The following is a 12,224-nucleotide window of genomic DNA, read 5'->3' on the forward strand; positions in this document are numbered from 1 at the left end:
GCAAGATGGGCAATCACACGGCAACTCCCGACTCTCCTTCCGCTCCGGCCGCCGCCGCGCTTCCGGCGGACTTCGCGCAGCATACGCCGATGATGCAGCAGTACCTTCGCATTAAAGCGGAGCATCCCGGCACGCTCGTCTTCTATCGCATGGGCGATTTCTACGAGCTTTTTTTCGACGATGCCGAGAAAGCCGCGCGCCTGCTCGATCTCACGCTCACGCAACGCGGCGCGTCCGGTGGCAATCCGATCCGCATGGCGGGCGTGCCGCATCACGCGTGCGAGCAATATCTCGCGAAGCTGGTGAAGCTCGGCGAGTCGGTCGCCATTTGCGAACAGATCGGCGACCCGGCGACGTCGAAAGGGCCGGTCGAGCGCAAGGTCGTGCGCGTGGTGACGCCCGGCACGCTCACCGACGCGGCGCTGCTCTCCGACAAAAGCGATGTCTATCTGCTCGCGCTCTGCCCCGCGCACAACCGGCGCGGCGTGGTCACGAGCGTCGGCCTCGCGTGGCTCAATCTGGCGAGCGGCGCGCTGCGGCTCGCGGAAGTCGCGCCCGAGCAAGTGGCAGCGGCGCTGGAGCGCATCCGTCCGTCGGAGACGCTCATCGCCGACACCGTTACCGATATGCAGGCGACCTTCGGCGTCGCGAATCTCGCCGCGCCGACGCGCGTGCCCGCCTGGCACTTCGATGTCGGCTCCGGCACGCAGCGTCTTCGCGAGCAACTCAACGTCGCGAGCCTCGACGGCTTCGGCGGCGAAACGCTCACTTGCGCGTGCGGCGCGGCGGGCGCGCTCTTGCTGTACGCCGCCGCAACGCAAGGGCAGCAGTTGCGCCATGTGCGCAGCCTGAAGGTCGAGCATGAGTCGGAGTACATCGGGCTCGACCCGGCGACGCGCCGCAATCTCGAACTGACCGAAACGCTGCGCGGCACCGAATCGCCGACGCTCTGTTCGCTGCTCGATACCTGCTGCACGAGCATGGGCAGCCGCCTGTTGCGTCACTGGCTGCATCATCCGCCGCGCGATGCGTCCGTCGCGCAGGCTCGCCAGCATGCGATCGGCGCGCTGCTCGACGCGCCGGCCGCGAGCGGTCTCGACGCGCTGCGAACCGCGCTTCGCAAGATCTCGGACATCGAGCGCATCACGGGGCGGCTCGCGCTGCTCTCGGCGCGCCCGCGCGATCTGTCGAGCCTGCGCGACACGTTCGCCGCGCTGCCCGAGCTTCAGACGCTCGTCGCGGCGTTGCCCGCGCAGCCGGCGGCGCTCGCGCGCATCGGCGCGGCGCTCGAACCGCCGCGCGAATGCCTCGATCTGCTCGCGAGCGCCATCGCGCCCGAACCGGCCGCGCTGATTCGCGACGGCGGCGTGATCGCGCGCGGCTACGACGCCGATCTCGACGAACTGCGCGATATTTCGGAGAACTGCGATCAGTTTCTGATCGACCTCGAAGCGCGCGAGCGCACGCGCACCGGCATCGGCAATCTGCGCGTCGAGTACAACCGCGTGCATGGCTTCTATATCGAAGTGACGCGCGGCCAGACCGACAAGGTGCCGGACGATTATCGCCGGCGTCAGACGCTCAAGAACGCGGAGCGATACATCACGCCCGAGCTCAAGGCATTCGAGGACAAGGCGCTGTCGGCGCAGGAACGCGCACTGGCCCGGGAACGCGCGCTCTATGAAGCGCTGCTGCAAAACCTGTTGCCGTTTCTCGAAGATTGTCAGCGCGTCGCGAGCGCGCTCGCCGAACTGGACTTGCTCGGCGCGTTCGCCGAGCGGGCGCGCGCGCTCGATTGGGTCGCGCCGGAGTTCGCGGCGGACGCCGGCATCGATATCGAACAGGGACGGCACCCGGTCGTCGAGGCGCAGGTCGAGCAGTTCATCGCCAACGATTGCTGCCTGAACGACGACCGCAAGCTGTTGCTGATCACCGGCCCGAACATGGGCGGTAAATCGACGTTCATGCGGCAGACGGCGCTGATCGCGCTGATGGCGTATGTCGGCAGCTACGTGCCGGCCAGGCGCGCGCGTTTCGGCGCGCTCGACCGCATCTTCACGCGCATCGGCGCGGCGGACGATCTCGCGGGCGGCCGGTCCACGTTCATGGTCGAGATGACCGAAGCCGCCGCCATTCTCAACGACGCCACCTCGTCCAGCCTCGTCCTCATGGACGAGATTGGCCGCGGCACCTCGACGTTCGACGGCCTCGCGCTCGCCTGGGCCATCGCGCGGCATCTGCTGTCGCACAACCACTGCTATACGCTCTTCGCGACGCATTACTTCGAATTGACGCAGTTGCCCACCGAGTTCACGCAGGCGGCGAACGTGCACCTGTCTGCGGTCGAGCACGATCACGGCATCGTGTTCCTGCATTCGGTCAACGAAGGCCCGGCGAACCAGAGTTACGGCTTGCAGGTCGCGCAGCTCGCGGGCGTTCCGTCAGCCGTGATCCGCGCCGCGCGCAAGCATCTCGTGCATCTGGAGCAGCAGTCCATCGGGCAGCCGACCGCCCAGTTCGATCTGTTCGCGAGCCCGCCCTACGCGTTCGACGACGAAGCGGATAACGAACCCGCCGCGCAACCCGCGGCCGATCATCCGGTGCTCGACAAACTGCGCGCGCTCGATCCGAACGACCTGCGTCCGCGCGATGCGCTTGATTTGCTCTACGAACTGCATGAACTGGCGAACCAGGCGCCGGATGCGTCGCACTGAGCGCATCGACGGCACTGGGACGTCGCGTCTTTTGCGCGCGGCCGCACGGCTTTGCAACGGCGCGTTCGTAACGGCGCTCTTGGCGGGCGCGTTCGCTCAGGCTCACGCCCAGAACGGCGATCCGCTGACATTCGCTGTCATCTCCGACGCGCTCACCCGCCCCGCCGACGAAGCGCCCGTGCGTCAAATGCTGGATGCCATCGCGCGGGATCGCGACGTCGGTTTCATCATCTACGACGGCAACGTGAAAGGTCCAACGGAGCCTTGCCGCGACAGCATCTATCAGTCGCGGCGCGATCTGCTGGATGCATCGCGAACGCCGGTCGTGCTGGTGCTCGGCCAGCACGACTGGGCCGATTGCGGGCTGACGCATGGCGGCGCGTACGATCCCGTCGAGCGGCTCGATTTCGTTCGGCAGCTTTTCTTCGCGGACGCCAGTTCGCTGGGACAGAATCCCCTCACGCTCACGCGCGAAAGCGACGTTGCGCGCTTTCGGCCGTTTCGTGAAAACGTGCGCTGGCAGGCGGAAGGCATTGCGTTCATCGGCCTGAATGCGCCGAGTCCGAACAACCATTACTTGACGGCAGGCGGGCGCAACGGCGAATTCGAGGATCGCGCGGTGGCGACGACGTTCTGGCTCGATCACGCCGCCGAATCGGCGCGGCGGGCTGGCATGCGCGCGCTCGTCATCGTGCTTCAGGGCGATCCCGACTTCGCGCGTTATGAACGGCGCGACCGTTTCGCGTGGCTGCGCTTTTCGCGCGCCAACGAGCCGCGCGATGGCTTTCTCGAACTGAAGCGCTCGCTCGTGAAAGCGGCGGAGACGTTTCGCGGACCGGTGATCGTCATTCATCGAACGGAAGCGTCCGAGCCGAACGGTTTTCATATCGACCAGCCGCTGCGCAACGACAAGGGGCTGACCGTGACGAATCTGACGCGCGTCGCGCTTTCGCTGAAGCGACCGCAGTCGCAATGGCTGGAAGTCGTCAGCGACGCGCGATGGCATCCGCCGTTTCGGCTGCGGGTGCGCGATATGCGCGATGTGCGCAACGCGCAAGACGCTCGCAAGCGTGATGCGACGGAGCAGAAAGCAGAAACGCCCGCGCAATCCGCGCCGTCGAGCGCGCCTTACGGCTCATATCCCGATTACGTGCCGACTGCGCCCGCTTCGACACCGCCCGCGCTGCCGCGCAACGATCTGCCCGCGCAGATTCCCGCGCCGCCCTCGCTCATGCAACCGGCGTCGGGCGTGCCGCCCCTTCTGACGCCGCCGCAAGCGTTGCCGCCTATTCTCCCGGTGCCCGCATCGGGCGTGTCCGGCAACGGCACCCCGCAATAAAAAAGCGCAGCCGAAGCTGCGCTTTGCGACGACGCCTGCAAACCCCGATGCGCTTAGTGCAGCGTCGGGCCGGAGTCCGTGCGCGGCTCGTCGTCGTCTTCGTCTTCATCCAGCACTTCGAGGCCGTCCACGCCATGCGCGTGCTGATGCTTCACCTCGTCTTCCGTGGCCGTGCGCACTTCCTGCACCGACAGCGCAAAGCGCAGCGCCATGCCGGCAAGCGGATGATTGCCGTCGAGCACCACTTTGTCTTCCGCGACATCCGTCACCGTGTAGATGAGCGCGTCGAGATCGTCGTCGCTGTCTTCGGGCGTGCCTTCGAACTGCATGCCCACTTCCAGCGGCTCCGGAAAACGGCTGCGCTCTTCGATCTTGACGAGCTCGGGATCGTATTCGCCGAACGCGTCTTGCGGCTCGAGCTGAATCAGCGTTTCATAACCCGGCTCGCGACCGTCTAGCGCTTCCTCGATCTTGGGGAACGTGCCATCATAGCCGCCGTGCAGATAGACCATCGGCTCGTCGCTCTCCTCGATCAGATTGCCTTGCGCATCCGATAGCTTGTAGGCGACCGAAACGACAGTGTCTTTCGCAATTTTCATTGAATCCTCCAAGATACAAGCCTCGATTATACGATGCGCCAGCGGCCCTCAGACGTTCCCACCTTACCCCTTCCCAGCCTTTCCGAGCCCTCCGGCGCGCCGCTTCCCGACGAGATCACACCGTTGTTGGGCAACCGCACGCCGCGACAGTTCATGCGGCGTTACTGGCAGAAAAAGCCGCTTCTGATCCGTCAGGCGATCCCCGGCATGTCCGCGCCCGTTCCGCGCGACGACCTGTTCGAACTCGCCGATCTCGACGATGTGGAATCGCGCCTCATCACGCATTTTCGCAATACGTGGAATCTCGAGCACGGCCCGTTCGCGCCGGACGAACTGCCTTCCGTCAGGAAGCGCGAATGGACATTGCTCGTGCAAGGCGTGAACCTGCACGACGAGCGCGCGCATGCGCTGATGAACCGTTTTCGCTTCATTCCCGACGCGCGTCTCGACGATCTTATGATCTCGTACGCCACCGACGGCGGCGGCGTCGGCCCGCACTTCGACTCTTACGACGTCTTCCTGCTGCAAGTGCACGGCAAGCGGCGCTGGCGCATTGGCGCGCAGCGGGATCTCTCGCTAAAACCCGGCTTACCGTTGAAAGTTTTACAGCACTTCGAGCCGGAAGAAGAATGGGTGCTGGAGCCGGGCGACATGCTGTATCTGCCGCCGCATATCGCGCACGACGGCATCGCCGAAGGCGAATGCATGACGTGCTCCATCGGCTTTCGCGCGCCATCGGCTCGTGAGCTCACCGCGCAGTTTCTCTATCACCTTGCAGAGCGCGCGGGAGATGAATCGAACGCGGGCAAAGCGGATGCGCGCTATCGCGATCCTGCGCAGCCGCCGGTCGAGAAGCCGGGCGAGTTGCCCGCGCTTCTCGTCGAGCGCGTTGGCGCGATCCTTGCGAACCTGACATGGAATGAAAAGGACGTTGCCGAGTTTCTCGGAAGTTATCTGAGCGAACCGAAAGCCAATGTCGTATTCGATCCGCCGTCCCGCGCGCTTAATGAGCAAAAATTTGTTGAGCGAGCGAAAAAGACAGGGATCAGACTAGATAGAAAGACGAATTTGCTCTACAACACGCACTCGTATTTCGTTAATGGCGAAGCGGCCGCGTTATCCGCAAAGGCTAAAAAGTGGCTGCCGGAGTTGGCTGACAAACGGCGTCTGGAGGCGAAACGCTTTGTAACACTTACAGGCGATTCGGCAATGACATCCCTGCTGCACGAGTGGTATCGTGCGGGCTGGATTCAGACGGACCCGCCGGCCTGAAACGCTTTGCGCGAACGCGTCGGGCGATTCACCGAAGGCCCTGGTTTTGCTGTTCCGCAATACGAATGTTTGTATGAGAAAGACAACGTACCGTCCCCGCATTTATCGACGGTCGTTACGAAAGTGCCTATAATTTCCGGCCAAGCCGTGTAGGTCTCACACAAAAAGAATTGTGAGGCTCCACAGCGGCCCAGGTCGGTGTTGGAGCACACATTACCGGTACTTTGCGCTGTTGCTTACCTTTAACCATAAAAGGACGTGATCATGAAGAAATCCCTCCTCGTAGCATCCCTGTTGGCTGCTGTTGCCCTGGCTGCATGCAACAAGTCTAGCGATACGGCTGCTCCGAGCGCTGCAAGCGATTCGTCGGCTGCTTCGGCTCCGGCTGCTGCCGCTTCGGACGCAAACGCTGCTGCATCGAGCGCATCGGCCGCTGCAAGCGACGCAGCTTCGGCAGCTGGCGCTGCTTCGGACGCTGCTGCTTCGGCAGCTGCTCCGGCTTCGGGCGCAAGCCAGTAAGGCCATCGGGCTTTACGCCAGCGCATGACGCCTGGCAGGGCCGCTTGAAGCGGCCCATACAAAAAAACCGGCTCGCGCCGGTTTTTTTGTTTGTGCTCACAGGTTCGCGGTCTATAGCGTCAACCAGTCGAAGCCATCCGCTTGCGATGCCACCACGACATCCTCCGCCGACGCGCCCAGGACGGCCGCGAGCGCGGCCTGCGCGAGATGCGGCAGATTGTTTTGCTGACTCAGATGCGCGGCCACCAGATGCCGCATTTTGGAACGATCGAGCGATGCGAGGATCGCGGCGGCGGCATCGTTATTCAGGTGTCCATGCGTCCCGCCGATGCGCGCCTTCAGCGACGCCGGATAACGGCTTGCGGCAAGCATCGCGAGGTCATGGTTGGATTCGAGCACGAGCGCGTCGCAGCCGCTTAGAACGCTCGTGATGTGCGGCGTCGCCACGCCGACATCAGTCAGGACACCGAGACGGCTTGCGCCATCCGAAAAGACATATTGCAGCGGCTCGCGCGCGTCGTGCGGCACCGTGTACGGCAGCAGGCTCACATCGCCGATAGCGACGCTCTCGTCGCCCCACAGCACCCGCAGATCGACCTTCGCTTCGTCCGCGCCGACCGCCCGCGCGGTGCCCCAACTCATGTACAGCGGAATGGACCACTTGCGCGCCAGTGTCAGCGCGCTGCCGATATGGTCCGTGTGCTCGTGCGTGATGACGATGGCATCGAGTTGCGCCGCCGTGCACCCGAGCCGCGCGAGCCGGCGCTCCACTTCCTTCGCGGAAAAACCGCAATCGAGCAGCACGCGCGTGGTGGTCGTGCCGCTCGTCGACTCGACGAGCAACGCGTTGCCTTCACTGCCGCTACCCAGACTGGCGAATCTCACAATCGCTTGGCGCCCGGGCTTAGTTGAGTTGCGCGTGAAGCAGCGACACGATGCGCTGCGCATCGGACGAGTTGTCCGGCTGGCCGTTCGCATCGACGACGGCGACCTGCGTGAGCGCATCCGCTTTCGGACGAACGTTCACGAGGAACTGGCGCGTGGGCTTCGGCGAATTGCTGGAGAACAGCTTGCCAAGGAGACCTTCCTTCTTCAGCTCCGCCATCGAATCCGAATAGTGCACGTAGTAGATGCCCTTCTCGCGGTCGCGATTGTCGACCGTGAAGTTCGTGCGATCCAGCGCGAGGCCGACGCGCAGCCATGCGCGGTCGAACGGCTCGGCGAGATCGAGCGTCGAGGTGCCCGCCGTCTGCTCGACGGCAACCTTCGCGCCGGCCGGACGCGCCTGCGCGATCAGTTGCTTCGATTGATCTTCGGTCAGGCCGAACTTCTGCATCATCTTCGCGAGGAACGCGGCTTCGAGCGCCGGGTTGCGCGGACGCGTTTCCCAACGCGACGACGTCTTGTCCTGACCCGTCAGCACTTCTTCCATCGCGCTATGCGTGACGGAGATATCGGTCGAGCCGTCCGACGCGCGGTCCACTTGCGTGCGGAACATGTCGCGCGTGCCCGACGAATACGCGAAGTCGAGTAGCTTGCCGACGCTGTTGCGGAACCAGTCGTTCGGAATGTTCGCGCGATTCTCGGCCCAATCGGTCGCCATGATGCCGGTCTGCGCCGAATCAGTCTTCAGCGTGAAGCCGTTCTCGGTCCAGAACTCCTGCAACTGCGGCCAGACCTGATCCGGCGAACGGCCGTCCACGACGAGCCAGCGGCGATCGCCGTCGCTCTCGACGTGCATGCCGTAGGGGTCCTGCGCATTCGGCACGCCGAGCGTCAGGTTGCCCGCGGGCGTCGCGTTGCGCTGCGCGGTGCCGCCGAGCGTGTTGATCGGCGGCGGCGCGGCGTAACGCTGGCTGATGTCGGCCGTGCTGAGATCGGACGGCACGTTGAGCGACGGCGCGGTTTCAGCGGCCTTGTAATTCACGCGATCGGGCGCGAGCCAGTCGTTCAGCGTGTCGCAACCCGCCAGCGCGAAGATGACGCCGGCGCCAAGCGACAGCACGCTCAGGCGTTTGGCTTGGGTAAGAAGAGTGGAATGTTTCATGAGGTCCTTCTTTGCTGCAGATGACGTGCTGTTACGCATGGCCTCACGTCGGTCGCGCGTGCGAACGCGGGCAAGCGAGGCCGATGAGCGGCGGTTGATGACGGGTCGCGATCGCTTCGATCACGTTGAGCGGCGCCGTCGATTTCGATGTGTCGTCGATATCGCGAGTGCGCCGCCGCGCTTCGGTCAAGAAAGAAGCCCGGCGCTTTGCAGCGCGCCACGCACGATGTCGTGAAAGCGCGCGTCGAGCGGCGTGAGCGGCAGGCGGATGCCGCCTTCCATGCGGCCGAGCGCCTGCAGCGCCCATTTCGCCGGAATCGGGTTGGATTCGCAGAACAGTTGCTTGTGCAGGTCCAGGAGGCTCAGATGAATGCGGCGCGCGGTGATCGCATCGCCTGCGAGCGCGGCGCGGCACAGCTCGCTCATCTGCTTCGGCGCGACGTTGGCCGTCACGGAAATGTTGCCGTGGCCGCCCAGCAGCATCAGCGCGATGGCCGTGGGATCGTCGCCGCTGAAAATGGCGAAATCGGCCGGCGCGTGCTTGATGAGATGCGCCGCGCGATCGATGTTGCCGGTCGCTTCCTTCACGCCGATGATGCCCGGAACGTCGGCCAAGCGCAGGATCGTCTCGTTGCTCATGTCGGCAACGGTGCGGCCCGGCACGTTATAGAGAATCACGGGAAGATCGACGGCTTCCGCGATCGCGCGAAAGTGCCGGTACATGCCCTCTTGCGTCGGCTTGTTGTAGTACGGCACGACTTGCAGCGTGGCATCCGCGCCGACTTTCTTGGCCTGCTTCGAGAGTTCGATGGCTTCCGCCGTCGAATTGCCGCCCGCGCCCGCGATGATCGGGAACCGCTTGGCCGCGTGCTCGACCGCCGTCTGCACCATCAGGACGTGCTCTTCGACCGACAACGTGGCCGACTCGCCGCTCGTGCCCACGACGACGAGCCCGTTCGAGCCCTGCTCGACATGCCAGTCGATCAGCTTACGAAACGCCGGCAGATCGAGACTACCGTCCTCGTGCATCGGTGTGACGATGGCAGGGATGCTGCCGCGAATCCGGAGGCCGCCGCCGGTTCCGCCGTTCATTCCGCCGTTAGTTCCGCCGTTCATTCCGTTAGTCATGAAACTCTATGAATTTAATCGTGAATTTAACCGCAAAAAGCGATACTACGCGATTGTAGCGGATTAGCCCGCCAAATCGTAACGAGGCGAACCCGAAGCCGTGTTACCAACCGTGAGCAGTCTTTCTGCGCCGGACGGCGCGCTATTCGTTGCCTGTAACTCGCGGACCGCGCAGATTCGCTGCACATAGGCAGCACGCGGACGTTCGACGTAACCATCTTCGTACGCGATCACGCGAAGCCGGCCACGCACCGCGTCGAGCAGTTCGCCGGGCGCGAGCAGAAACGCAGGATTCGATGGCTTGCCGATGCGCTCGTTGCCCGCCGCGAACGTCTCGTAGATGAACACGCCACCGGGCGCGAGCGAGTCGACCAGTTGACCGAACAGCGGCCGATGCAGATAGTTCGTGACGACGACCGCGCCAAACCGGCGATCGGCCGAAAGCGGCCACGGCGCGCCTTCGAGATCCGCGGCGAGCGTCGTGATGCCGTCGCACGCGGACATCGATGCAAGCGCCTCGACGTCGCGATCGACCGCGAGCACCGCGTGACCGCGCCCGGCGAACCAGCGCGCGTGGCGTCCGCTGCCCGACGCGACATCGAGCACGTCGGCGCCGGGCGCAACGAGATGCGCCCAGCGCGTGACCCAGCCGCTCGGCGTGCCGGCATCCATCAGTTGTACGACAGGCCCATTGCTTCGCGCACGTCGCGCATGGTCTCCGTCGCGAACTTGCGCGCCTTGTCGCAGCCATCGGCAACGATCGCGCGCAGAAGCGACGGATCGTCCATGTACTTTTGCGCGCGTTCGAGCATCGGCTGCTGCTCGCGCAAGATGCCTTCGATCACCGGCTGCTTGCAGTCGAGGCAACCGATGCCCGCGCTGCGGCAGCCCTGCTGCACCCACTTGTGCGTCTCTTCGTCGGTGTAGACCTGATGCAGTTGCCACACCGGGCACTTGTCCGGATCGCCCGGATCGGTGCGGCGCACGCGCGCCGGATCGGTCGGCATGGTGCGCACTTTCTTCGTGATGGTCTCGGCGTCTTCGCGCAGGCCGATGGTGTTGCCGTACGACTTCGACATCTTCTGCCCGTCGAGGCCCGGCATGCGCGACGCTTCCGTCAAGAGCACTTGCGGCTCGACGAGGATCAGCTTGCGCGCGCCTTCCAGATAGCCGAACAGACGTTCGCGGTCGCTCATCGACAGGCTCTGCGATTCCTGCAGCATCGCGCGAGCTTGTTCGAGCGCCTCGTCGTCGCCTTCCTGCTGATACGCGATGCGCAGTTCGTGATACAGCTTCGCGCGCTTGCCGCCGAGCTTCTTCGCGGCTTCGAGCGCCTTCTCTTCGAAGTCCGGTTCCTTGCCGTAGAGATAATTGAAGCGGCGCGCGATCTCGCGCGTCATCTCGACGTGCGGCACCTGATCCTCACCCACCGGCACCAGCGACGCGCGATACAGCAGAATGTCGGCCGCCATTAGCACCGGATAGCCGAGAAAGCCGTACGTGGACAGGTCCTTCTCCTTCAGCTTCTCGATCTGCTCCTTGTAGGTCGGCACGCGCTCGAGCCACCCGAGCGGCGTGCCCATGCCGAGCAGCAGCGACAATTCCGCGTGTTCAGGCACGCGGCTCTGGATGAAGAGCGTGGCCTGCGCCGGATCGATGCCGGAAGCGAGCCAGTCGATCAGCACTTCCCAGACGTTTTTCTCGATGACCTCGGGCGTCTCGTAGTGCGTGGTGAGCGCGTGCCAGTCCACCACCGCGAAGAAGCACGGATACTCGGACTGCAGCCGCACCCAGTTTTTCAGCACGCCGTGATAGTGGCCGAGGTGCAGCGACCCGGTGGGCCGCATGCCGGAGAAGATACGGTCAGGGAACATGATCTTAGGGAAAGAGTGAAGCGAAGGGATTCAGAATGGCCGATACCGCCGCGTAGCCCACGTTCACGAGCGGGCCGAGCCAGAAGCGCGTCAGCGCGTTGGTCATGATGAGCGCCATCACGATCCAGAAACCGTACGGCTCGATCTTCTGAAATGCAAGCGACGCGCGCACCGGCAAGAGCGCCGACAGAATGCGCCCGCCGTCGAGCGGCAGCAGCGGAAAGAGATTGAGCACGCCGAACACCAGATTCACGCCGACGCCTGCTGCCGCCATGCGCGTGAAGAACGGTTCATCGACATGAAAGGCGGCGAGCAGCACCGCGAGCACGCCCCACAGGAGCGCCTGCACGAAGTTGCTGCCCGGACCCGCCGCCGCGACCCACAGGCCGCCCCAGCGGGGATTGCGCAGATTGCCGAACGCGACCGGAACCGGCTTCGCGTAGCCGAACATGAACGCGCCGCTGGTCACGAAATACAGCACGATGGGAATGACGATGGTCCCGATCGGGTCGATGTGGCGCATCGGGTTCATGGAAACGCGGCCGAGCACGTAAGCCGTGTTGTCGCCGAGCAGGCGCGCGGCGTAGCCATGCGCGGCCTCGTGCAGCGTGATCGCGAAGATCACCGGGAGCGCGTAGACCGCGATGGTTTGTATCAGGGAAGGATCCATAGGGCGCTATTGTATCAAGCGGGCAGGCGTCGGCAGGCGCGGCGCGGCTGGCGCGCGGCGTT

The 12,224-nt window shown here is 64.4% G+C and carries 11 protein-coding genes; 4 read left to right on the top strand and 7 right to left on the bottom strand.

The window, feature by feature from the left end; all coding sequences use genetic code 11:
• Positions 1 to 89 precede the first annotated feature (89 nt).
• Positions 90 to 2,714: a DNA mismatch repair protein MutS gene (gene mutS / locus NCR35_RS10220; protein WP_250534701.1), complete on the top strand. Its 2,625-nt coding sequence runs from the start codon at positions 90 to 92 to the stop codon at positions 2,712 to 2,714.
• A complete protein-coding gene (locus NCR35_RS10225) occupies positions 2,701 to 4,053 on the top strand; it encodes a hypothetical protein (protein ID WP_250534272.1) in 1,353 nt (450 codons plus the stop codon). Before mutS ends, NCR35_RS10225 begins: the two co-directional genes overlap by 14 nt.
• A 53-nt stretch (positions 4,054 to 4,106) precedes the next feature.
• Here the strand turns inward: NCR35_RS10225 and NCR35_RS10230 are convergent, their stop codons facing one another.
• Complete coding sequence (locus NCR35_RS10230) at positions 4,107 to 4,652, bottom strand: FKBP-type peptidyl-prolyl cis-trans isomerase (protein WP_244846782.1); 546 nt, start codon at positions 4,650 to 4,652, stop codon at positions 4,107 to 4,109.
• A gap of 33 nt (positions 4,653 to 4,685) precedes the next feature.
• Between NCR35_RS10230 and NCR35_RS10235 the strand changes: the two genes are divergently transcribed.
• On the top strand, positions 4,686 to 5,924 hold the full coding sequence (locus NCR35_RS10235; RefSeq protein WP_250534273.1) for a cupin domain-containing protein: 1,239 nt from the start codon (positions 4,686 to 4,688) through the stop codon (positions 5,922 to 5,924).
• A 264-nt stretch (positions 5,925 to 6,188) separates the two neighbouring features.
• A complete protein-coding gene (locus NCR35_RS10240) occupies positions 6,189 to 6,443 on the top strand; it encodes a hypothetical protein (RefSeq protein WP_250534274.1) in 255 nt (84 codons plus the stop codon).
• Between the two features lie 111 nt (positions 6,444 to 6,554).
• Here the strand turns inward: NCR35_RS10240 and NCR35_RS10245 are convergent, their stop codons facing one another.
• From NCR35_RS10245 to NCR35_RS10270, 6 genes are all read right to left on the bottom strand, one after another.
• Entirely contained in the window at positions 6,555 to 7,328 is a 774-nt protein-coding gene (locus NCR35_RS10245; RefSeq protein WP_250472608.1) for an MBL fold metallo-hydrolase, read from the bottom strand.
• Positions 7,329 to 7,347: 19 nt separating this feature from the next.
• Positions 7,348 to 8,490 (bottom strand): NlpB/DapX family lipoprotein, encoded by a 1,143-nt coding sequence (bamC, locus tag NCR35_RS10250; protein ID WP_250534275.1) that lies wholly within the window; start codon positions 8,488 to 8,490, stop codon positions 7,348 to 7,350.
• A gap of 186 nt (positions 8,491 to 8,676) precedes the next feature.
• On the bottom strand, positions 8,677 to 9,582 hold the full coding sequence (dapA, locus tag NCR35_RS10255) for a 4-hydroxy-tetrahydrodipicolinate synthase (RefSeq protein WP_250534276.1): 906 nt from the start codon (positions 9,580 to 9,582) through the stop codon (positions 8,677 to 8,679).
• Between the two features lie 99 nt (positions 9,583 to 9,681).
• Complete coding sequence (locus tag NCR35_RS10260; RefSeq protein WP_250534277.1) at positions 9,682 to 10,290, bottom strand: class I SAM-dependent methyltransferase; 609 nt, start codon at positions 10,288 to 10,290, stop codon at positions 9,682 to 9,684.
• Entirely contained in the window at positions 10,290 to 11,492 is a 1,203-nt protein-coding gene (locus NCR35_RS10265) for a tryptophan--tRNA ligase (RefSeq protein ID WP_244846789.1), read from the bottom strand. The genes NCR35_RS10260 and NCR35_RS10265 overlap by 1 nt, the downstream gene beginning before the upstream one ends.
• A 4-nt stretch (positions 11,493 to 11,496) precedes the next feature.
• Positions 11,497 to 12,162 carry a site-2 protease family protein gene (locus tag NCR35_RS10270; RefSeq protein WP_159836517.1) on the bottom strand — a complete coding sequence of 222 codons (666 nt, stop codon included), beginning with the start codon at positions 12,160 to 12,162 and terminating at the stop codon, positions 11,497 to 11,499.
• Between the last annotated feature and the right edge of the window lie 62 nt (positions 12,163 to 12,224).

This window comes from Caballeronia sp. AZ10_KS36, from assembly GCF_023631105.1.
Lineage (GTDB): Bacteria > Pseudomonadota > Gammaproteobacteria > Burkholderiales > Burkholderiaceae > Caballeronia.